20 protein-coding genes are annotated in these 22342 nt (G+C 70.5%); 14 read left to right on the forward strand and 6 right to left on the reverse strand.

From position 1 onward, the window contains the following. The first annotated feature begins 2 nt into the window (after positions 1 to 2). From KXC43_RS44865 to KXC43_RS44920, 12 genes are all read left to right on the forward strand, one after another. The gene (locus tag KXC43_RS44865; protein WP_221382399.1) at positions 3 to 653 is read left to right on the forward strand and encodes an SDR family oxidoreductase; all 651 of its coding nucleotides are present in this window, start codon (positions 3 to 5) and stop codon (positions 651 to 653) included. Positions 654 to 674: 21 nt separating this feature from the next. Beyond that, entirely contained in the window at positions 675 to 1379 is a 705-nt protein-coding gene (locus KXC43_RS44870; RefSeq protein WP_221382400.1) for a tetratricopeptide repeat protein, read from the forward strand. Between the two features lie 66 nt (positions 1380 to 1445). Continuing rightward, on the forward strand, positions 1446 to 1841 hold the full coding sequence (locus KXC43_RS44875; protein ID WP_221382401.1) for a hypothetical protein: 396 nt from the start codon (positions 1446 to 1448) through the stop codon (positions 1839 to 1841). A gap of 81 nt (positions 1842 to 1922) precedes the next feature. Next, positions 1923 to 2597, forward strand: a complete 675-nt coding sequence (locus KXC43_RS44880; protein ID WP_221382402.1) for a DUF6766 family protein — start codon at positions 1923 to 1925, stop codon at positions 2595 to 2597. Between the two features lie 103 nt (positions 2598 to 2700). Further along, positions 2701 to 4122: an Hsp70 family protein gene (locus KXC43_RS44885; protein WP_221382403.1), complete on the forward strand. Its 1422-nt coding sequence runs from the start codon at positions 2701 to 2703 to the stop codon at positions 4120 to 4122. Positions 4123 to 4131: 9 nt separating this feature from the next. Then, positions 4132 to 5037 (forward strand): TIGR03619 family F420-dependent LLM class oxidoreductase, encoded by a 906-nt coding sequence (locus KXC43_RS44890; protein WP_221382404.1) that lies wholly within the window; start codon positions 4132 to 4134, stop codon positions 5035 to 5037. A gap of 610 nt (positions 5038 to 5647) precedes the next feature. Then, on the forward strand, positions 5648 to 6673 hold the full coding sequence (locus KXC43_RS44895; RefSeq protein WP_221382405.1) for an ABC transporter permease: 1026 nt from the start codon (positions 5648 to 5650) through the stop codon (positions 6671 to 6673). A 29-nt stretch (positions 6674 to 6702) separates the two neighbouring features. After that, entirely contained in the window at positions 6703 to 8445 is a 1743-nt protein-coding gene (locus tag KXC43_RS44900) for an ABC transporter substrate-binding protein (RefSeq protein ID WP_221382406.1), read from the forward strand. Between the two features lie 161 nt (positions 8446 to 8606). After that, positions 8607 to 9584 carry an ABC transporter permease gene (locus tag KXC43_RS44905; RefSeq protein ID WP_308129547.1) on the forward strand — a complete coding sequence of 326 codons (978 nt, stop codon included), beginning with the start codon at positions 8607 to 8609 and terminating at the stop codon, positions 9582 to 9584. A 49-nt stretch (positions 9585 to 9633) separates the two neighbouring features. Beyond that, positions 9634 to 10722 carry an ABC transporter ATP-binding protein gene (locus KXC43_RS44910; RefSeq protein ID WP_221382408.1) on the forward strand — a complete coding sequence of 363 codons (1089 nt, stop codon included), beginning with the start codon at positions 9634 to 9636 and terminating at the stop codon, positions 10720 to 10722. A gap of 13 nt (positions 10723 to 10735) precedes the next feature. Continuing rightward, positions 10736 to 11794, forward strand: coding sequence for an ABC transporter ATP-binding protein (locus KXC43_RS44915; protein ID WP_221382409.1), 1059 nt, complete (start codon positions 10736 to 10738; stop codon positions 11792 to 11794). Positions 11795 to 11796: 2 nt separating this feature from the next. Further along, a complete protein-coding gene (locus KXC43_RS44920; protein WP_255645909.1) occupies positions 11797 to 12420 on the forward strand; it encodes a carbohydrate-binding protein in 624 nt (207 codons plus the stop codon). 49 nt (positions 12421 to 12469) lie between these two features. On the opposite strand, the gene KXC43_RS44925 is transcribed toward KXC43_RS44920, so the two are convergent. After that, positions 12470 to 12856 (reverse strand): Hsp20/alpha crystallin family protein, encoded by a 387-nt coding sequence (locus KXC43_RS44925; protein WP_221382410.1) that lies wholly within the window; start codon positions 12854 to 12856, stop codon positions 12470 to 12472. A gap of 138 nt (positions 12857 to 12994) precedes the next feature. After that, the gene (locus tag KXC43_RS44930) at positions 12995 to 13429 is read right to left on the reverse strand and encodes a cupin domain-containing protein (RefSeq protein ID WP_221382411.1); all 435 of its coding nucleotides are present in this window, start codon (positions 13427 to 13429) and stop codon (positions 12995 to 12997) included. A 42-nt stretch (positions 13430 to 13471) separates the two neighbouring features. Between KXC43_RS44930 and dinB the strand changes: the two genes are divergently transcribed. Together dinB and cobF are read left to right on the forward strand one after the other, a co-directional pair. Continuing rightward, positions 13472 to 14647 carry a DNA polymerase IV gene (dinB, locus tag KXC43_RS44935; protein WP_221382412.1) on the forward strand — a complete coding sequence of 392 codons (1176 nt, stop codon included), beginning with the start codon at positions 13472 to 13474 and terminating at the stop codon, positions 14645 to 14647. Positions 14648 to 14720: 73 nt separating this feature from the next. Then, on the forward strand, positions 14721 to 15473 hold the full coding sequence (cobF, locus tag KXC43_RS44940; protein ID WP_221382413.1) for a precorrin-6A synthase (deacetylating): 753 nt from the start codon (positions 14721 to 14723) through the stop codon (positions 15471 to 15473). Here the strand turns inward: cobF and KXC43_RS44945 are convergent. The 4 genes from KXC43_RS44945 to KXC43_RS44960 form a co-directional block, all read right to left on the reverse strand. Then, on the reverse strand, positions 15436 to 16677 hold the full coding sequence (locus KXC43_RS44945; protein WP_221382414.1) for an MFS transporter: 1242 nt from the start codon (positions 16675 to 16677) through the stop codon (positions 15436 to 15438). The genes cobF and KXC43_RS44945 overlap by 38 nt on opposite strands. A 197-nt stretch (positions 16678 to 16874) precedes the next feature. Continuing rightward, on the reverse strand, positions 16875 to 18245 hold the full coding sequence (locus KXC43_RS44950) for a hypothetical protein (RefSeq protein ID WP_308129548.1): 1371 nt from the start codon (positions 18243 to 18245) through the stop codon (positions 16875 to 16877). Between the two features lie 7 nt (positions 18246 to 18252). Continuing rightward, positions 18253 to 19449 (reverse strand): type III PLP-dependent enzyme, encoded by a 1197-nt coding sequence (locus KXC43_RS44955; protein WP_221382415.1) that lies wholly within the window; start codon positions 19447 to 19449, stop codon positions 18253 to 18255. Continuing rightward, positions 19446 to 22196 (reverse strand): putative bifunctional diguanylate cyclase/phosphodiesterase, encoded by a 2751-nt coding sequence (locus KXC43_RS44960; protein WP_221382416.1) that lies wholly within the window; start codon positions 22194 to 22196, stop codon positions 19446 to 19448. Before KXC43_RS44960 ends, KXC43_RS44955 begins: the two co-directional genes overlap by 4 nt. Between the last annotated feature and the right edge of the window lie 146 nt (positions 22197 to 22342).

Genomic DNA, 22342 nt, shown 5'->3' on the forward strand with positions numbered 1-22342 from the left:
ACATGGACATCCTCGTTGCCGGCGGCCACGGTCAGGTCGCCCTCCGTCTGCTCGCCATCCTCGCCGAGGCCGGGCACACCGCCCGCGGCCTGATCCGCAAGCCCGATCAGGCCGCCGACCTGCAGGCGGTGGGCGCGGTCCCGGTGATCGGCGACCTCGAGAACGACCAGACCCTGTCTCCGTACGTCAAGGGGGCCGACGCCGTCGTCTTCGCGGCCGGCGCCGGGCCGGGAAGTGGGCCCGCGCGTAAGCGGACAGTCGACCTCGGCGGGGCCGTGAAGCTGGCCGACGCCGCTGTCGAGCAGGGTGTGCGCCGCTACGTCATGATCTCGTCGATCGGCGCCCAGGACCCGGCGGCCGGGGGCGAGACGATGGGCGCCTATCTGGCCGCGAAGGCCGAGGCCGACGCGTACGTCACCTCGCTCGGAAGCCTCGACTGGACGATCGTGCGGCCGGGCCACCTGGTCGACGAGCCCGGCACGGGACTGGTCACGGTGAGCCGGCAACTGGGCGGACGCGGCCCCGTGCCGCGCGACGACGTGGCCGCGGTGGTGGCCGCCTGCCTGACCACGCCGGCCACCGTCGGGGTGACGTTCGAGCTCTTCGGTGGGTCGACGCCGATCGATGAAGCTCTGCGCCACGCCGGAGTGTGATGAGAAGCTAACGTAGCGTCCATGGAGACCGCAGGGGCGCTGCTGGCGGCGGGCAGTGAGGCGATGCTCGAGGCGGCCTTCCGCACCGGTGACTTCCTGCCGGCGTGGCAGATGCTCGAGGGCGCCCGCCGGCGGGCCTGCGACGACGGTCAGCCGGTGGAGGAGGCAGCCGCGCTGACCCGGCTGGGCATGCTGGCCCACTTCGCCGCGATCGGTGGCGACCTGACCCGCGCCGACTGGTCGACCGAGGAGCAGCTGTTCACCGCGGCGCTGCGCATCCAGCGCGAGGTCGGCGATCCGGCCGGCGCCGCGGAGTCGCTGTTCGGCCTCGGCCTGGTGCACCAGGTGCTGCGCGGCGACTGGGCGACCGCGATGCCGTATTACACCGAGGCGCTGGCGCTGGCCGAGAGCTACGCCGACGAGATGGTGCGTTCCGAGGTGCACCGGCACATCGGCTTCTTCCACGTCTTCGTCGCCGGCGACGCCGATCGCGGGCTGCGCCACCTGCGCATGTCCCAGGTGTTGCGGGAGCGCTACGGCGATCCGCGCCGGGTCGCCACCGGCACGCTGGCCCTGGGCGAGGCCGAACTGGCCGCCGGCAACGTACCGGAGGCGTTGCGCCTGTTGCGCGAGGCCGTCCGTCAGGCCCGCAAGGCGGGGCTGACGGGCCAGCGCATCGGCTGGGCCGAGCACGCGCTGGCGGACGCCGAACGCGCGGCTGCCTGACCCCGTCCGGGGAGCGTCGCCGGCGGATCACGCATGGCCGATCCGAATTTGGGGCATGCTGCGGCGATGATCCGCTTGCGTTTACTGGGCGGCGTGGCCCTCGTGCTCGTGGCGGCGGGCTGTTCCTCGGTCGGCGACCGTCAGGAGGCCGCTGCTGACGTGGCTGTGCGGCTGCTGACCGCGGTCGAGGCCGATGACGGCGAGGCGGCGTGCGCGGTTCTCGCGCCGGACACGGTCAAATCGGTCGCCGAGGATGAGCCGTGCCCACAAGCGATTCTCGACCAGGATCTGCCCCGGCCGGGCAAGGTGGTCGAGACCTCGGTGTACGGGCAGTGGGCGCAGGTCAAGCTCGACGACGACACCGTCTTCCTGGGCGCATTCCCGGGTGGCTGGCGAGTGGTCGCCGCCGGGTGCACACCGCAGGGCAGCCGCCCCTACCAGTGCGCGGTGGAGGGGGATTGAGATGCGGGCGCTCTTCGTGCTGCTGCTGATCGTGGTCGTCGCCGGGCTGGTGTATGTCACGACGCTGGGGGTGCTGCACCGGTGAAGAAGTTTCTGCGGCACAACGCGATCGGCCTCGTCTTCGGCGGGCTCTTCCTCGTCGTGCTGGTGGGTCAGGCGTTCGCCGGTCTGGCCTTCTTCAACGAGGGGCAGCGGGCGGTCGGCCTGCCGGACGTGTCGTTCTGGCGCTACGTGACCTCGGCCAGCTTCGGCGTCGACGTGGCCGAGAACTGGCAGTCCGAGTACCTGCAGTTCTTCCTCTTCATCCTGCTGACCGTGTGGCTGCTGCAGAAGGGCTCCCCGGAGTCGAAGTCGCTCGACAAGCCGGGCCGCGAGACCGACGAGGAGCAGAAGATCGGCCCGTACGCCGACGAGAACTCGCCGAAGTGGGCCCGGACGGGCGGCTGGCGCACCCGGATCTTCTCCAACTCGCTGGGTCTGGTCATGGGGCTGATCTTCCTCGGTTCCTGGGTGGCCCAGTCGGTTGCCGGAGTCGCGGCCTTCAACGAGGAGCAGCTCAGCGAGCGGCAGGATCCGGTCTCCTGGGGGCAGTACGTGCTCGGAGCCGACTTCTGGAACCGAACCCTGCAGAACTGGCAGTCGGAGCTGCTCGCGGTCGCGTCCATGGCGATCCTGGCCATCTATCTGCGGCAGCGGGGATCGTCGCAGTCCAAGCCGGTCGGCGCGCCGCACGAGGCGACGGGCGTCGAGGGGTAGGGCTGTCCAGCCTCAGTCGGATTGCCGACGGATCGATCGTGATCAGTGCGGTCCGGTCGTTAATTTGACGGTCACCGAGCACTGCTGGTCACAGGGGGCGGCCTTGACCGAGCATCCCGACGCATACCCCTCTTTCCACCGTGTGGTCGGGATCGACCTCGGCACCAGTTCGTGTGCGGTCTCGGTCTGGGACGGCGCCAAGCCGTTCGTCATCCGTGGCCCCAGCGGCGCGACCACCATGCCCGCCTCGGTCGGCCAGGACAGAAACGGCCAGGTGGTGGCCGGGGCGCCCCCCGCCGGCGACCCCGAGAACGTGATCGCCGGCATCAAGCGCCGGCTCGGCAGCGGCGACCGGGTCCGGTTCCGCGGCCGGACCTACCTGCCCCGCGACATCTGCGCCTACCTGCTGATCGAGCTCAAGCGCCAGGCCGAGGCGTTCGTCGGCGAGCCCATCCACGACGCGGTGATCACCGTCTCGGCCGTGGCCGGCGAGGCACAGCGGCGGGCCCTGCGCGAGGCGGCGGGGCTGGCTCAGCTCAACGTGCGCCGGCTGGTCGAGGACCCGGTGGCCGCGGCGATGGCGCTCGGCGTGGACGCCCGGCCCGGCACGTACGCGATCTATGACCTCGGGGGCGGCACGTTCGACGCCTCGGTCGTGCGGGTCGGGGAGGACACGGTCGACGTCCTCGGCACGGCCGGCGACCAGCTGCTCGGCGGGGACGACTTCGACGAGCTGATCGTCGGCCACGTGCTGCGCCAGATCCGTGAACGGCATCACATCGATCTCCGCCAGGACCCGGCCATCCGGCAGCGGGTGCGGTGGGAGGCCGAGATACGCAAGCGTGAGCTCTCGGAGGCCGACACCACGACGCTCGAACTGCCGGCGCTGACGGCCACGGTGAGCGCGAGCGTGCCGCTCAGCCGGCGGGCCCTCGAGGCGATGATCGAGCCGGACGTGCAGCGCTCGCTCGACCTGCTCAGCGAGGCCATCGCGGCGGCCCGCACGGTGCACGGCGTGGGCTGGGGCGACATCGACCAGGTGGTGCTGGCCGGCGGCTCGACCCGGATCCCGGCCATCCGCGAGCGGCTGGCGGCCTATCTCGGCTGGGGCGCGGCCCGGATCCGCACCGACCTCGACCCGGACGAGATGGTGGCCCGCGGCGCCGGGCTGGTGGCGCGCGACTACGAGCCGGCCTCGCTGTTCGAGGGCTCGCCGGTCGGGCTGCTGAGCGCCAGCCTGCGGTTGCGGTCCGAGATGGCGGTGCCCGAGGTCGGACCCGACGCCGACGAGCCGGTAGAGACGCCGGACCCGCCCGGACCGGCCGGGCCGCCCGCCGAGACCCCGGCCGACTTCCGCCGGGTGGCCGAGGCGACGTACATGGTTCTTCTGCAGGACGTCGAGCTCGACGGGCTGGCCGGGGCATACGGGGCTTTCATCACGGCCGTGCAGGCGGGTGCCCCGGACGCCCGCCTGGCCGAGTTGGGGCAGGCGCTGACCGCCGAGTACGAGCGGCACTGCGGATAATCTGGCCCGATGCTGATCAGTTGCGGCGCGCCCGTGGCCGGGGCGTGGGCCGACCCGGAGTCGCTGGGCGCCTTCGCGCAGCGGGCCGAGCAACTCGGCTATCACGGGCTCTGGTCGTTCCAGCGGCTGCTGGCCGGCGCCGATCAGCAGCTGCCGCCGGTCTACCGCAGTGTGCTCGACCCGCTGATCGCGCTGACCTTCGCCGCCGCGCGCACCAGCCGGGTCCGGCTCGGCGTCGCGGTGATCAACATTCCGTACGTCTCGCCGGCGTACCTGGCCAAGCAGGCCGCCACCCTCGACGTGCTGTCGGGTGGCCGCCTCGACCTCGGGCTCGGCACCGGCTGGTCGGCGCCCGAGTTCGTCGCCACCGGCTCCGACCCGCACCCTCGCGGACGCCGGCTCGGCGAATACCTCGAGGTGTTGCGCACGCTTTGGAACGACCCGGTGGCCTCGTTCGAGGGAGAGCTCTACCGCGTGCCGCCGAGCACGATGGCGCCGCCGCCGGTGCAGCCGGGCGGCCCGCCCGTGCTGCTCGGCGGCACGGCTGACGTCGCGCTGCGCCGGGCCGGGCGGCTGGGCGCGGGCTGGGTGAGCAGCAGCCGGCTCACCTTCGACGAGATCGCGCGGGGCGCCCAGATCGTGCGGCGGGCGGCCGAGGAAGCCGGCCGGGACCCGGATGCCGTGCGCATCGTGGTCCGAGGCGTCGTGCGGCCCGGCCGGCGGGACGACGCGGTGCCGCTCACCGGCGACTGGGCCCAGATCCGCGCCGGCGCCCAGCTGTACGCCGAAGCGGGCGTGACCGAGCTTTTCTACGACCTCAACTGGGACCCGTTGATCGGGAGCCCCGGGGCGGACCGCCGGGTGGCTCGCGAGCGCGCCGAGGAGATCCTCATCGCGCTCGCCCCGTCGGGCTAAGACCGACTTCGAAGTCCGGAAAGGGCCGCGAATGGCACCCCGATTCGTTATCGGAATGGCCGCTGTCTCCGTATGACGACCTTTCCCGGGTCTACGCCGCGTAGCCCGGGCGACACGCCGAGACAGCGCCGACCACCACGGAACCGCGTTCCGAAGGGCGGGATGGCCGTCGATACGACCCCGTGATGGCGTAGCCACCGAAGATCTTGCGCCATCGGGCGATCCTCGCCGTAGGAAACCACGGCCACTCGCCTCCAAGATCGACACCCTCAGGAAACGGGCTCGAAACAGCGGGCGGCCCGGCGGCGAGGATGACTTCGATAACTTTGCGCAACAGTACGATTGCCCTCTGACTTTCCATAACGGACATTGGGGGCCAAGTTGATCACCGTTACGGGTGTTTTATCCGAGGGAGTGGTGCTTCGCACTCTCCGGCATCGAGGCCGGTTGTGACGTCCGTCATCCCCCGCTTTCAGCGGGCTGTTATTCATTCGATGCGTCAACTCATTTCCTACGACCGAGATCCGGGCTACCTTTCCCAGCGCAGCATCCGAATACCTCTCACGCACGACGCATGTGAGGTGTGTCGTCCGATGGAGGTGACCGACGCTTGGAACCGCTGATCGAAGAGGCCGAGCTCTCCCGCAAGGGTGCGCCGACCGACCCGATTGGAGCGCCGACCGGCGAGTCCGTGAAGAAGGTGGACACCCGGCGGAAGTCGCCGACCCAGATCGCCCTCGCGCGCCTGCGCAAGGACAAGGTCGCGGTGATCTGCGGAAGCATCTTCCTCTTCTTCGTGCTGATCGCGATCTTCGCGCCGCTGCTGGCCAAGCTCGAGGGTCAAGACCCGACGACGCTCAACCAGAACCTGATCGACCAGTACGGCTTCCCGACCGTGGCGCCGAACGGCGAGCACTGGTTCGGCGTCGAGCCGCGACTGGGCCGTGACCTGTTCGCACGCTGGGTCTACGGCGCCCGCCCGTCCCTGATCGTCGCCGGCTCGGTCACCGTGATCACCACGATCATCGGCGTGATCGTCGGCCTCGTCGCCGGGTTCCTGGGCGGCTGGATCGACCGGATCCTGTCCTGGTTCATCGACTTCGTCCTGAGCCTGCCCTACCTGCTGTTCGCCATCGCCGTTCCGGCCGCGCTGCTGGCCGTGTTCGTCGGCAACACAGAGAACGCGGGCAACGACGAGGTCGCCCAGGTGCGCTTCTACTCACTCATCATCGTGCTCTCCTTCTTCGGCTGGGCCAGCCTCGCGCGACTGATCCGCGGCGAGGTGCTCGGCCTGCGCGAGCGGGAGTTCATCGCGGCGGCCAAGGTGCTGGGCGTGCCGACCCGCAAGGTGCTCTTCAAGGAGCTCCTGCCCAACCTGGTGGCGCCCATCGTCATCTCGGTCTCGATGGCGCTACCGGCCTACATCGTCACCGAGGCGGGCCTGACCTACCTCGGCGTCGGGCTCACCGAGCCCACGCCGTCCTGGGGCCTGACCATCGCCGCCGCCCAGAACTGGTACCGGGCCGATCCGCTCTACCTGTGGATCCCGGTGGCCGCCATCACGATCCTCGTGCTCGCGCTGAGCCTGCTCGGCGACTCGATTCGTGACGCATTCGATCCCCGCACCCGACGGTGACGGTGACGCCCAGTATGAGAAGAGGAGAAATGGCAAGGCGATTTAACGTTGCCATTGCGGCCACCGCCGCCGTGGCGCTAGGTGTGGCCGGCTGCAGCAGCCCGTCGTCGAACAACGACACCCAGGGCGGCGGCGACAGCAACAAGATCACGACCCAGGTCACCGCGACCGACCCCAACGCCAAGGGGCCGGCCAAGGAGATCGAGGGCGCTCGCCCGGGCGGTGTCCTCAACGTCGTGGCTCAGACGACGCCGAACACGCTCGACCCGACGGACATCTACTACGTCGACTCGAACGAGATCGGCAAGACGCTGTTCCGTACGCCGACCCAGTTCGACATCCGCGACGGCAAGGCTGTTCTCGTCCCGGACCTCACCGACCTGGGCACCCCGTCGGCCGACAAGCTGACGTGGACCTTCAAGATGCAGCCGAACATCAAGTACGAGGACGGCACCCCGGTCAAGGTCGAGGACCTCGCGTACGCGATCAAGCGGTCGTTCGCCCACGACATCTACGTCAACGGCCCGACGTACCAGCTGCAGTACTTCAAGGACGGCGACAAGTACAAGGGCCCCTACAAGGACGGCGACAACTACGCCGGCGTGGAGACCCAGGGCACCGACACCCTGATCATCCACCTGGCCAAGCAGTTCTCCGACCTGCCGTTCTACATGACCTTCCCGATGTTCACTCCGATCCCCAAGGAGAAGGACACCCGGCAGGACTACAAGAACAAGCCCCTGGCGACCGGCCCCTACAAGTTCAAGAGCTACCAGGCCGGCACGTCGCTGGAGCTCGAGAAGAACACCAACTGGGACCCGAACACCGACCCGGTGCGCCACCAGTACCTGGACGGCTTCAAGTTCCAGTGGGGCGGCGACGCCATCAAGTCGCAGCAGGCCGTGCTCAACAGCAACGGCCAGGACGCCAACTCGATCAACTACGACGAGCTCGACGCGTCGCTGATCCCGCAGCTCACCGGCGAGAAGCGTGAGCAGCTGGTCCAGGGCCAGAGCTCCTGCACCATCGTCTGGCAGCTGGACACCCGGAAGATCCCGCTGGAGGTCCGCAAGGCTGTCGCCAAGGCCTACCCGTACGACCAGCTCTACAAGGCGGCCGGTCTGAACGACTACGTCGCCGAGACGGCCAGCACGGTCATGCCGCCCTCGGTCCAGGGTTACGAGAAGTACACCCCGGTCGCCGACCTGGCGGGTTCGGGCGCCGGTGACCCGGCGGCGGCGAAGGCGATGCTGGAGGCGGCCGGCAAGGCCGGCTTCGAGCTGAGCTACTACTTCGACAACACCAAGCCGCTCACCCAGCAGGTCAGCCAGATCCGGGCCGACGCGCTGACCAAGGCGGGCTTCAAGGTCAAGCCGATCGGTGTCTCCACCGCCGACCTGCGGACCAAGAAGGGCGACTACGACGCCCCGGTCAACATGGGCCAGAGCCCGGCCGGCTGGTGCTCCGACTGGCCGACCGGTGGCTCCTGGTTCCCGGTGCTGTTCCAGACGCACAGCATCAGCGACGGCCAGAGCTGGGGCATGCTGAGCGACAAGGCGCTCGACGCCGAGATCGACAGCATCGCCAACCTGCCGGCGGAGGAGTCCACCTCGAAGTGGGCCGCGCTCGACAAGAAGATCATGGAGCTGTACGTCGCGCTCCCGACCTACTACGACAAGCTCGCGGTCGTGAAGGGCACCAACGTCGGCACCACGACCGGTGACCCGACCATGGGTATGCCGCTCTTCGTGAACATGTACCTGAAGAGCTGACGCTCCACCTGATGTAACCCGGGGTGGTCCGGCCTGCCGCAGCGCAGGCCGGGCCACCCCGGGCGCAAGATAAAGACCTCCGGCGCTCGCGGTCACTCCACGCGCGTCCGATCGAACCCCGGGAAACCATCCCCGGCGCCGTGATGAAAGAGGAGCAAGCGGTGCTGCTGTACATCCTGAAACGCGTCCTGAGCGCGATCTCCGTCGTGATCGTGACGCTGGTGGCCAGCTTCGCGCTGTTCTTCTTCGCCCCGACCGACCCGGCCGGTGTCATCTGCGGCCCCCGCTGCACGCCCGAGCGGGTCGCCGACATCGAGGCCAGCCTCGGCCTCGACCAGCCCAAGGTCGAACAGATCGCCCTCTACATGAAGGGCATCGTCGTCGGGCGTGAGTACTCCACCGGCGGCGTCGTCCGGCACTGCGACGCACCCTGCCTCGGCTACTCCTACACGCTCGGTCAGCCGGTCACCAAGCTGATCGGCGCGGCCCTGCCGGTGACGGTCTCCATCGTTCTCGGTGGCGCCGTCGTCTACCTCATCGTCGGCATCCTGAGCGGCACGATCGCGGCCCAGGTGCGGGGAACGTCGCTCGACCGCTTCGTGGTCGGCACGACGCTGGTCGTCCAAGCCATCCCGTACTTCGTCTTCGCCCTGCTGATCGCCCTCTACGCCACGTTCCTGCCCGACTCGGGCTATCACCCGTTCCTGGACAATCCCTTGACCTGGGCCAGCGGTCTGCTCGCGGCGTGGTTGACGATCGGCGTGACGAACGCCGCGTCCTACACCCGGTACTCGCGCGCCTCCATGATCGAGGCGCTCGGGCAGGACTTCGTCCGCACCGCCACCTCCAAGGGCATCAGCCGCCGGCGGGTCGTCTACCGCCACGGCCTGCGGGCCGGTCTCACCCCGGTCGTCACCATCTTCGGCATCGACCTGGCGTTCCAGCTCACCGGCGCGATCTTCACCGAGAGCATCTTCAACCTGCCCGGCCTCGGCCTGCTGACCCTGCGGGCGTTCGGGCAGTACGACCTCCCGGTGCTCATGGGTGGCGTCCTGATCGGCTCGGCGGTACTAGTTGTGATGAACCTGGTCGTGGACATCGTCTACACGTTCCTCGACCCGCGGGTCCGGCTCGGATGATCCCGGTCCGCACCCCGCTATCCACGTCCCGCAGCACGAAGGCGGCAGCATGAGCGACCAGACCACCGGAGTCCCCCAGACGGTGAGCCGCGTCCCCCGCGCGGCGGCGACCGGCGAAGAGGCCTACCTCGAGGTCACCGACCTGCAGGTGCAGTTCCCCACGGCCGACGGCCTGGTGCGGGCCGTCCAAGGGCTGAGCTACTCGGTTCCGCTGCGCCGCACGCTGGCCATCGTCGGCGAGTCGGGCTCGGGCAAGAGCGTGTCCAGCATGGCGGTCCTGGGTCTGCACGACCGCCGGGTCGCCCGGATCACCGGCTCGATCAAGGTCGGCGGCCGCGAGGTCGTCAACATGAGCGACAAGGACCTGGAGGGCTTCCGCGGTGGCGACGCCGCGATGATCTTCCAGGACCCGCAGTCGTCGCTGCACCCGTACTTCACGGTCGGCAACCAGATCATCGAGTCGTACCGGGCGCACAACAACGTCAGCAAGCGCGTCGCCAAGGCCCGCGCGATCGACATGCTGGGCCGGGTCGGCATTCCCAACCCGAGCCGCCGCGTCGACCAGTACCCGCACGAGTTCTCGGGCGGCATGCGGCAGCGCGCGATGATCGCGATGGCGCTGGTCAACGACCCCAAGCTGCTGATCGCCGACGAGCCCACCACGGCGCTCGACGTGACGGTGCAGGCCCAGATCCTCGACCTGATCGCCGACCTGCAGCGCGACTTCGGCTCCGCGGTCGTCTTCATCACCCACGACCTGGGTGTGGTGGCCGAGATCGCCGACGACATCCTGGTCATGTACGCCGGCACCGCGGTCGAGCACGGGCCGGTCAACAAGATTCTGGGTGAGCCCCTGCACCCGTACGCGTGGGGTCTGCTCGAAAGCATCCCGGCGCTGACCGGCGAACCGCAGCCGCTGCACCCGATCCCCGGCTCGCCGCCCAGCCTGCTGGCCGTGCCGTCCGGCTGCCCGTTCCACCCGCGCTGCGAGTTCAAGGATCGCGTGCCGGACGACTGGTGCACCACCCTGCGGCCCGACCTGATCCCGCGGACGGCCGACCTGGGCCGCACCTCGCGGTGTCATCTGAAGGATCCCGACAAGGTCTTCGAGACCGAAGTTCTGCCCCGGCTGCCGTAAGAGGACCAAGACGATGACCGCTGCCACCACCCCCGCCAAGTCCGGCGTCCGCTCGGTGCCCGGGGCCCCGCTGCTCGAGCTCCAGAACGTCAAGATGCACTTCAAGGCCAAGGGCGAAGGCTTCCTGGCGCGCAAGACCCAGTGGGTGCAGGCCGTCGACGGGGTCGACCTGACCGTGCAGCCGGGCGAGACGATCGGCCTGGTCGGCGAGTCGGGCTGTGGCAAGTCCACGACCGCGCGCCTGATCACCCGGCTGCTCGAGCCCACCGCCGGCGAGATCCGCTACCAGGGTGTCGACATCGCGCACATGTCCGAGCGCAAGCTGCGCCCGTACCGCCGCGAGATCCAGCTGATCTTCCAGGACCCGTACTCGTCGCTGAACCCGCGGCACACGGTCGGCACGATCGTGGGCACGGCGTTGCGTACGCACGGCATGGTGCCCAAGAGCGGCGAACTGTCCCGCGTGCAGGAGCTGCTCGAGGTCGTCGGCCTCAACCCCGAGCACTACAACCGTTACCCGCACGAGTTCTCCGGCGGCCAGCGGCAGCGCATCGGCATCGCCCGGGCGCTCGCGGCCCGCCCGAAGATCATCGTGGCCGACGAGCCGGTGTCCGCGCTCGACGTGTCGATCCAGGCCCAGGTCATGAACCTGCTCGAGAACCTGCGCAAGGAGCTCGGCATCGCGTTCGTGTTCATCGCGCACGACCTCGGCGTGGTCCGGCACTTCTGCGACCGGGTCGCCGTCATGTACCTCGGCCGCGTGGTCGAGGAGGGCCCGCGCGACGCCCTCTACCTGAAGCCGCAGCACCCGTACACGCAGGCGCTGCTCTCGGCCGTGCCGGACATCGGCGTGGTCCGCGGCGTCCCGCCCAAGAACCGGATCCGCCTGGTCGGCGATGTGCCCAGCCCGGTCGACCCGCCGTCCGGCTGCCGCTTCCGCACCCGCTGCTGGAAGGCCCAGGACATCTGCGCGACCGACGACCCGGCGCTGATCGAGCGGGCCCCGGCCCAGCGCGTGGCCTGCCACTTCGCCGAGCCGCCGGCCGAGTCGATCCTCGCGGAGACGGCCTGACCTTGGTTCCGCCGCCCAGCCCCGCCGTCTATCGCACCAAGGCCCACCGGGTCCGGCAGCGCTCCCTGATCGCGCTGGCCGGGCTCGGCCTGGTGCTGGCCGGCTACGGCCTCGGCCGCTGGCAGGACACGCCGGCGCCGGCCGTGGCGTCTCCCGTCGCAGTGCCGTCGTCGTCGCCACTGTCGCTCACTCCGTCCGCGCCGCCGACCAGCGAGGCGCCGACGCCCACGGTCTATCCGAGGCTGGAGGCCGAGGCGGCCGACCAGCTGACCGGCATCGAGGCCCAGCCGACCGAGGACGAGGGCGGCGGGCAGAACGTCGGCTGGATCGCCAACGGCGACCAGTTGCGCATCGACGGGGTCGACTTCGGCCCGGTGGCGGCCACGAAGCTCGACGTGCGGGTGGCGTCGGACGCCGAGGGCGGCCGGATGGAGATCCGGCTCGACGGCGCCGACCGGCCCGCCATCGGGACGCTGAACGTCACGCGCACCGGCGGGTGGCAGAAGTGGCGTACTGATCAGGTCGACATCGAACCTACGACCGGCGAACACACGGTCTTCCTGGTCTTCGTGCGTGACGACGGCAACGAGTTCGTCAATGTGAACTGGCTGCAGTTCGTGCATTGAAAAAGCCGCGCATCCAGGGGACTGGATGGCGGCTTCTTCGTCTTCGTTGTCAGGCGGCGGCGGCCGCCAGTTCGCTCGTCCGGGGCTCGTGAACGATCGGAATGTGCAACGTGACCACTCCGTTGTCGCACAGGGCTTCGAGGCGATCGGTGTCCAGCGACTCGGCCTCGCTGAGGTCGACCTCGCGGGTCGCCGGACCCGGGGTCGAGGCGGCGTTTCCGGCCGCGTCCGCACGACGCTCCGCGCGGACGGTCAGGACGCCGTCGTCCACCGAGATGTCGATACCGGCCTTGTCGATTCCCGGCAGGTCGATGTCGACGTAGAAGGTCCCGTCGATCCGGTACGCGGCGAGCCGCGCCCCGGAGCTGCGGGTGCTGTCGAACACGCGGCAGGTGAGCTGGTCGAGCTCCCGAACCGTCGCGCCGTGAGGCGACATGGTGGTTCCTCCAGGCGGAGTTCTTCTCTGCTTCGGCCCGGACGGGGTAGGCCCGGGGCCGCTTCTGACCAACGGAGATTGTGGTCCCCGAATTCCCCGAGGGACATGACCGGCGTCACGATCCGGACGAATACTTCGTTACGATCCGTTGTCTTCGAGCCTGAAGTCGCCGAAGTCGAAGCCGGGGGCCACGACACAGCTGACCAGCACGTATTCCGTGCTCGCGGGCTCCGCGGCCTGCCACACGCCGGCCGGGATCAGCACCTGCGGCTGGTGGCCGTCGCCCACACCGAGCGTGACGGTCCTCTCCTCGGCCGGGTGCTCACCGTCACCGCCGAAGCGCAGCGTCAGCGGGCCGCCGGCGTGCCAGAACCACAGCTCGTCCGACCGTACGACGTGCCAGGCCGACCGCTCGCCCGGTTGCAGCAGGAAGTAGATGCCGGTCGCGGCGGCGCGGGGACCGGCGTACCCGTCCGGTTCGAAGGTGTGTTCGGAGCGGAACGTCTCGCGGTACCAGCCGCCCTCGGGGTGGGGTTGCAGGTCGAACCGCTCGGCCAGGGGTGGTCTCGTCATGCAACCATTCTGGTTATCGAACAAGTGTTCTATAGTGTCGCCGTGGCCATCCTGCATGCCGACCTCGACGCCTTCTACGCGTCGGTCGAGCAGCGTGACGACCCCGCCCTGCGCGGACGTCCGGTGCTCGTCGGCGGCGGGGTGGTGCTGGCCGCCAGCTACGAGGCCAAGGCCCGGGGCGTCCGCACTCCCATGGGCATCAGTCAGGCCAAGGCGCTGTGCCCGTGGGCCGTCGTGGTGCCGCCCCGCATGCGGGCCTACACGACGGCCAGCAAGGCGGTCTTCGAGATCTTCCGCGACACCACCCCGTTGGTCGAGGGCATCTCCATCGACGAGGCGTTCCTCGACGTCGGCGGCCTGCTGCGGGTCAGCGGCACCCCGCGCGAGATAGCCGCCCGCCTGCGCGCCGAGGTGCGCACCCGGGTCGGTCTGCCCATCACGGTCGGCATAGCGGGCACCAAGTTCCTGGCCAAGGTGGCCAGCGCCGTCGGCAAGCCGGACGGCCTGCTCGAGGTGCCGGCCGGCCAGGAACTGGCGTTCCTGCACCCGCTGCCGGTCGAGCGGCTCTGGGGTGTCGGCCCCGTCACGTCGGCCAAGCTGCGCGAACATCGCATCACCACGGTGGCCGACGTGGCCCGCATCGGCGAGGCCGCCCTCGTCTCGATGCTGGGCCCCGGCGCGGGCCGCCACCTGCACGCGCTCTCGCAGAACCGGGACCCGCGGCGGGTGCGGGTGGGGCACCGGCGCGGCTCGATCGGCGCGCAGTGCGCCCTGGGCCGCCGTCCCCGCCCGTTCACCGAGGTCGAGGCCACGCTGGACGCGCTGGTCGACCGTGTGGCCCGCCGCATGCGCAGCGCCCACCGGGCCGGCCGCACGGTCACGGTGCGCCTGCGCTTCGACGACTTCGGCCGGGCGACCCGCTCGCGCTCGCTGCTCAAGGCGACCATGCAGACCCGGGCGATCGCCTCGACCGCGCGCGACCTGCTGCACGAGGCGCTGCCGCTGATCCAGGAGCGGGGGCTGACCCTGGTCGGCGTGGCCATGAGCAACCTGGACGGCGACGGCCACGTGCAGCCGTCGCTGTTCGACGAGGTGGGCGACGACCGTCTCGACGTGGCGATGGACGCGGTCCGCGACCGTTTCGGATCGTCCTCGCTGAGCCGGGCCGCCACCATCGGCCGCGAGCTGGGCCCGTCCGTCCCGATCCTCCCCGACTGAGGCCGACCCCTCGTCTCCCTTCCGCCTGAGGCCGTCGACGGGGCCGCCGGGGGTGTCGGGCACACTGGTGCGGGTGCGGAAGATCAGTCTGATCGGGATCGGCGCGGGCGACCCGGACCACCTCACCCTGCAAGCGGCCAAGGCCATCGGGCGCACCGATGTGTTCTTCCTGCTCGACAAGGGTGAGCTCAAACAGAGCATGATCGACCTGCGGGAGCGGATCATCCGCGGCTACTCCAAGCCGACCCGCCGCATGGTCACCGGCCGCGACCCCGACCGCGACCGCACCCCCGCCGACTACGAGGGCACGGTCGGGGACTGGCGGCACCGCCGGGCCCTGGTCGTCGAGGAGCTGCTGGTCGAGCACCTGCGCGAGGGCGAGACCGGCTCCTTCCTGGTGTGGGGCGACCCTTCCCTGTACGACTCGTCGATGGCCATCCTCGACGAGGTGCTCGCCCGGGGGACCATCGAGTTCGAGTACGAGGTGATCCCCGGCATCAGCAGCGTGTCGGCGCTCGCCGCGAAACACCGGGTGCCGCTGAACCGCGTCGGCCGGCCGTACCAGGTGACGACCGGCCGACGGCTCGCCGAGGGCTGGCCCGAGGGCGTCGACGACGTCGTCGTCATGCTCGACGCCCAGCAGGCCTTCACGGCATACCCCGACGTGGACATCTTCTGGGGCGCCTACGTGGGCACGGCCGACGAGATCCTCCGCTCCGGCCGCGTGTCCGAGGTCGCCGACGACATCGTGAAGACCCGCTCCGACGCCCGTGACCAACATGGCTGGATCATGGACACGTACCTGTTGCGCCGCCCACAGCAGTAGCTGCGACAGCTTCCGGCCGCGGTTCCGGGGAGCGTTTCGCGGCCAGGGCGAACAGAGCCACGGCGGGCAGCACGAAAAGTCCCGCCACCGAGATGCCGGCCCCGATCGTGCGGCGCTGAGCCACGAAGCCGGCCGGCGGGCCACCCGCGACCTGACCGAGCGCGTCGGCCTGCGACACGATCGAGAAGATGGTCGCCCGCGATCCGGGTGCGGTCGCCGAGACCAGCCAGACGTTGAGCACCGGCTGTGCCGAGTCGCGCATCAGGCGTACGCCCAGATAGAGCCCGACCGCCACCCACCAGTGACCGGCCCAGCCGAGGCCGATCATGCCGAAAGCCGTCAGCGCCTGAACGGCGGCCAGCACGCGGCCGACGCGCTGGGGGCGCACGGCGTCGATCCATCGGCCCGCCAGTCCGGTGACCACGATCGACCCCAGCGCGGCGGTCATCGCGAGACCGCCGAAGACCAGCTCGACCGGATGCCCGCCGAGGAACGGCAGCAGGAACGGCTGGCTCAGCCGGTCGAAGCCCTCGCTGCTCATGCCCGCGAAAAGAGTGGCGCCGAGGATGGCGGCGAGGACCGCGCTGTGCCGCACGGTCCGCACCCCGTCGACCACCTGACGGTGCATCGACCGCCACGAGCCGACCGGCGCCGGACTCCAGTTGTCCTCGGTCATGACAACCACCAGCAGTACGCCGAGACCCAGCGTGACGACCCCACCGGCCACGATGGGCAGGGCCGGCGCGATCGCCGTGAGCCCGACGGCAGCGACGATGCCGAACAGCCGACCCGCCTGACCGATCTGACCACCGCGTACGAAAGCGTTGGTCACCCGGTCCGGGCCTATCTCGTCGGCGGCCCAGGCCTCCTCGGCCCCGTCGACGCAGACCACGCCGATCGACCAGATCACGGTGCCGGCGAGAATCGCGGCGTACACCGGGAACAGGCCCCAGACGATCAGCCCGACCCCCATCAGCAGGTAGCCGACGATGACACTGAGCCGGCGACTGTACCGGTCGGCGATCACCCCCGTCGGCACCTGCGCGACGAAGCACACGGCTTCCATCAGCGTGCCGACGAGGACGAGCTGAAGCGGCGACAGCCCGACGACGGTCGCCTGATAGATGAGATTGAGAGTGAAGGCGGTGGTCGACGCGAACGAGCCGACACCACAGACAAGCAGATAAAGACGATAGGACGACATGCGCAAGTACTCCGGAATCGAGAAGTCGATCCGGTGCCGGGTTGGTTCGCTGCTGTTAGAGGGTCATCAGCCCGCAGTGTTCACAGGGCACCGGACGAACGAAGCGATGCCACGCGCAGTTGTCATGCCGCCATGCTGCGGATCGACGTGCGCTCCGTCAACCGCTTTACCGTGCGTTGTGCATTGCGGGCCCATGGTCAGGGGTGGGCGGGGCGGCGGAACAGGTGGGGGGCCGTGGAGAGGCCGGCCCAGAGCATCAGGGTGACTGTGCCCAGGATCAGGGCTGAGGCGCTGGCGGCGACGCCGATGGCGGAGGTGGCCACGACCATGGGGAGCAGGCGCACCGACAGCGCGCCGCCCATCGCTCGTACCGAGGCGCTGTAGGCCAGGTCCCGGGTGACGGATTCGGGTCGGGCTTCGGCGGCTACGCGGGCGTCCATGTCGCCTTCAAAGGCTGTTTGGCTCAGGCCGGCTGCGAACTGGGCCAGCAGCACCATGGGGGCGTAGACCGGGGCCAGGATCCAGCCGGCGAGCATGCCGAGACCCCACAGGCACCAGCGCAGCACGGCTGGAAGTCGCAGGCGGCTCAGGACGGCGACCGCGCGGGTGGCCAGCAGGGTGCCGAGACAGAAGGCGATCGCGGAGACGGCTACCCAGTTGTGGCCGTGGAGTTCGGCTACCACCGGTACGGCGAGCAGCGTCGGGCCGGAGGCGAGCACCATGACGCCGGCTCCGGCGACCAACATGCGCAGCTGGGGGACCTGCCATCCGGCCGCGGACGACGGTGATGCGGCGGCGTGCCGCCAGCGCGCCGGCATGGTTCTGGCCGCCCGGCGCCCGCCGCGCCGCGCGGCGTCGGCCGGAGGGGTGGTGGCGGTCGCGCGGGCTGCGGCCGAGAGCGCGCCCGTCTGGGCCTGCGCCGGCAGCGGGACGGCGAGCGTGCGGGTGGGGGACGGGCGGGGGGTGATGCGGGCCCGGCGGGCGACCAGCACCGTCGGCAGCAGGGAGCCCAGGTAGACGACGAAGACCGCGATCAGCAGCCAGCCCGTGGGATAGCCGAGCGTGCCCGTCGGCAGCAGGGCCGCGAGGGCTGTGCCGGCGGCTTCGACACCGGCGATGGCCACCGCGTAGCGGGTCATCGAGCGGGCCGAAGCGTCCACCGCGGACACCTCGGCGCGCATGCCGGCGAAACCCGCCCAGGCGGCCACGTGCTGCAGCACCACCAGCAGGGCGATCAGCCAGGACGGCCAGCCCGCGATCAGGCCGTACAGGGTGCCGAAGCGCAGCAGCACCTCGATGCCCGCCGCCCCGCGCAGCAGGGTGCGGCCGTCGAGGTGGCGGGCCAGCCGGCCGATGACGGGGGCCGAGAGCACCACGCCGACCAGCATCGCGGCGTTGTAGAGGGCCGCCTCGGCCAGTCCGCCCCGGGCGGTGGCCATGAGCACGATGAACGTCCAGCCCAGGGCCATGCCGAACGAGTCGACGACGCCCGCGGCGACGAGTTCGCGCAGGCGACCGGCGCGGCGCAACCCGCCGGGACCGGCCCGGCGTCGTCCGCGTCGTGCCACCGGCGCATCAGTCACGTGGCCGGCCGGATCCGGTCAGGCGGCGCGTGGCGGCGGCGGCCGGCAGGGCCCCGACGAAGAGCGGGGTGGGCTGGTCGAAGCCGTTGAAGTCCGAGGCGTACGCCAGGGTGTAGGCCCCGGTCGTGCCGAGGTAGAGCACGTCGCCGGTCTTCAGCCCGGCCGGCAGCATGATCCCGTACCCGATGGTGTCGCTGCTGTCGCAGGTCGGGCCGGTGACGGTGTACGGCACGAGATCGCCCTCCTGGACAGAAGTAGATGTCCGGATCGGGAAGTCCCAGCCGCCCGGCGTCTGCAGCACCTCCATCAGGCCGTTGAACGCGCCCACCTCGAGGTAGAGCCAGTGCTCCTCGTCGCGGCGCTCGTGCCCGATGACCGTGGCGGCCAGGACGCCGGACTCGGCCACCAGGTGCCGGCCGGGCTCGGCCACGATCAGGCCGGGGCGGTAGGGCAGGGCGTCCAGCGCCTCGGTGGTGGCCGCGCCGATCTGCTCGATCGAGGGCACGTCCGTGGTGTAGCGGGCCGGGAAGCCGCCGCCGATGTCGAGCATCTCGAGGTCGATGCCCTCGTGCCGCAACCTGTCCATGAGCTTGCCCGCAGCGTCGATGGCGGACGCCCACGCCGAAGGGCGCAGGCACTGCGATCCCACGTGGAAGGTCACACCGTACGGTCGCAGCTCGAGCCGCTGGGCGAGCAGCAGCAGGTCGTAGGCGTCCTCGACGTCCGTGCCGAACTTGCGGGAGAGCGGGAAGACGCTGGCCTCGTCGTCCACCCGCAGCCGCACGTAGACCGCCGCGCCGGGGGCGTGCTCGGCGATCTTGGTGAGCTCGTTGGGGGAGTCGAAGCTGAACCGCCACAGGCCGGCCGCGTGGGCGGCGGCGATGTGCGCGGGCGGCTTGACCGGGTTGCTGTAGAGCACGTCGGCCGGGTCGACCCCGATGGCCTGGAGCATGCGCAGCTCGCCGATGGAGGCGACCTCGAAGCTCGCGCCCTCGCTGTGCAGGGTGCGCAGGATCTCCTCGGCCGGGTTGCACTTCATCGCGTAGTGCACCTGCACGCCGGGCAGCGCGGCGCGGAACGAAGCGTGCCGGGCGGCCACCGTGTCGAGGTCGGTGACCAGGTACGGGGTGGGCATGTCGACGATGCCGCCGAGCGTCGCGGGGGCGAGCGGGGTGGGCCACGAGGTCATGCGGGGATCTCCAGTCGGGGGTCGGCGCCTTCGAGGAACAGCCGCCCGGCTTCGGCGGCCGGGACGGGGCGGGAGAAGTAGTAGCCCTGGGCGAAGTGGCAGCCCATGTCGCGGAGCGCGGCGAGCTGCCCGAACTCCTCGATGCCTTCGGCCACGGTGGCCATGCCGAGGCTCTTGCCGAGCTGCACGATGGTGTCGGCCAGCGCGGTGTCGTCGGTCAGGGCGCCCAGCCGCTCGACGAACGAGCGGTCGATCTTGAGGGTGTCGACCGGGAAGCGCCGCAGGTAGGCCAGCGACGAGTAGCCGGTGCCGAAGTCGTCGATGGCCAGCGTGACGCCGAGCGCCTTGAGCCGGACGAGCTGCTCGAGGTTGTCGTCGGTGTCGGTCATCAGCACGCTCTCGGTCATCTCGAGGCACAGCTGGTCGGCCGGCATGCCGGTCTCGGCGAGGATCTCGGCGACCACGTCGACCAGGTCCTCGCGGTCGAACTGGCGGACCGAGACGTTGACCGCCATCTTGACCGGGCGCCCGTCGCCCGCGTTGCTCCACTCGACGGCCTGGCGGCACGCCTCGCGCAGCACCCAGCGGCCGAGCGGGACGATGAGCCCGGTGGCCTCGGCGATCGGGATGAACTCGGCCGGCGGGATCAGGCCGCGCGTGGGGTGCATCCACCGGGCCAGCGCCTCGAAGCCGATGACCTCGCTGCTGCCCAGGTCGACGGTCGGCTGGTAGTGCAGCTTCAGCTGGTCGCGTTCGAGGGCCACTCGCAGGTCGGCCTCCAGCTCGAGCCGGGCCACCAGGCCCGACAGCATCTCGGGGTCGTAGCTGGCGTAGCCGCTGCCGCCGGCCGACTTGGCCTTGTACATGGCCAGGTCGGCGTTGCGCATGAGCTGCTCGGCGCCGTCGGCCTCGCCGTCGGCGAGCATGCCGGCCGCGGCCAGGCCGATGCTGGCCTGCACGTGGATGTCGCGGCTGTCGCTGGCGAACGGCTCCTCGAGGACGTCGATGATGCGCTGCGCGACCTGCTCGGCGTCGTCGCCGCCGCGGTCCGACTCGATGAGCACGGCGAACTCGTCGCCGCCGAAGCGAGCCACGATGTCGCCCTCGCGCACCGACGCCCGCAGCCGGTCCGCCACCTGCACGAGCAGCTGGTCGCCGGCCAGGTGGCCGAGGCTGTCGTTGACCTCCTTGAAGCCGTCGAGGTCGAGGAAGAGCACGGTGACCTCACCGGCGTCCGGGCGGTTGCGCAGCGCGTCGCCGACCCGCTCCCGGAACAGCGCGCGGTTGGCGAGCTGGGTCAGCGCGTCGTGGTACGCCTCGTGGACCAGCTGGTCCTGCAGCTCCTTGCGCTCGCTGATGTCGCGGGTGTTGAGCACCAGGCCGGCCACGCTGGGGTCGCTGAGCAGGTTGGTGATGGTCATCTCGGCCTGCCGGCGCCGGCCGTCGCGGTGCTGGACGGTCAGCTCGAGCACGGTCGTCGCGTACGGCCGGCCCGCGACCTGCCGCAGCGCCTGGGCCAGCCGGAGGCCGGACTCGGGGTCGAGCAGCTTGGCGAGGCGGCGGCCGTGCAGGAAACGGGCCGGGTAGCCGAAGACCCGCTGCACCGACTCGCTCTGGTAGAGCACGTCGGCCTCGGGGCTGACCACGGTGACGACGTCGGAGCTGTGCTGCACGAGCGCCTTGAAGCGCTGCTCGCTGGCGAACAGCTCGGCCGTGCGGGCGGCGACGCGGGCCTCGAGCGTACGGGTGAGGTTGCGGTTCTCGCGCAGCGTGAGCAGCTGGCGGCCGACGATCAGCAGGATCAGGACCGACCGGGTGTAGGCCACGAAGCCGTTGCTGTGCCCCGTCGTCGCGTACCAGACGACCGAGGTGAACAGGGCCGCGAGCACCGCCACGTACGGCAGCAGGATGCCGACCGGCTGCCCGCTGTCCGCCTCGGTGGACTCGTCGTTGCGGCGGACCGGCATCAGCGCGGCCACCAGGATCAGCGAGAATCCGGTGAACCAGCCGACGTCGGTCACGCCGCCCGAGCTGTAGCTGCCGAGCAGGTTGAGGTAGGCGTACCCGATGTCGGAGACCGCGAATGCCCCGATGCCGGCGCCGACCAGCGCGAGCTGGTTGAAGGTGCGGCCGCCGCGGCGCTGCTGGGCCAGCATGTAGAGCACCATCGTCACGATCACCACGTCACCCAGCGGGTAGGCGAGGCTGACGTAGAGGGCGAGCGGGCCGCTCTGGCCGGCGTCGAGCAGCGGCTGCACCACGAAGATCCAGGCCATCAGCACGAGCGAGGCGGCGACCATGAGGCCGTCGAGGACGCTGCGCACCCGGCCGGCCAGGGCCTGGGTGCGGCTCGGCAGCACCAGCAGGCCGATCGGGGTGAGCAGGACCATGCCGAGGTAGCCGAGGTCGGCCTGGGACGGCAGTTGCACCTCGCGGCCCAGGACGGTCTGGGTCCAGCAGGCCGCGGCCTGGCCGAGGCCCCAGCTCAGCACGCCCAGGCCGATCAGGGCCCAGCCCCAGCGCATGCGCCCGGTGAACAGCCGGGCCCGCCACAGGCAGGCCACGGCCGCGGCGATCGCGGCGAAGCACAGACCGAAGTTGGAGACGAGCAGCCCGAAGTCGGCGCCGCCGGCTCCGGTGCTCAGGACGAGCGCGAACGCCACGACGAAGAACCCGACCAGGGCGCAGAGCGCGTACCACCCGGCCGGTGGCCGGTTGCCGGTCCGTGCTGAGGTGCTGGCTGCCATCAGACGTGTCTCCGGTCCACCAAGAAACCACCCCGAGGTGGGTGGTCGTAGGGCCTAGATCGGGACCGGAGGGGCGGCCTTGAGCAGTTCCCGGAGGCAAATCAGGAGCAAAGGCATTGACGTACGTAACTTTGTGGTGACAACGT

The sequence above is a fragment of the Paractinoplanes polyasparticus genome, assembly GCF_019710575.1.
Taxonomy (GTDB): Bacteria; Actinomycetota; Actinomycetes; order Mycobacteriales; family Micromonosporaceae; genus Actinoplanes; species Actinoplanes polyasparticus.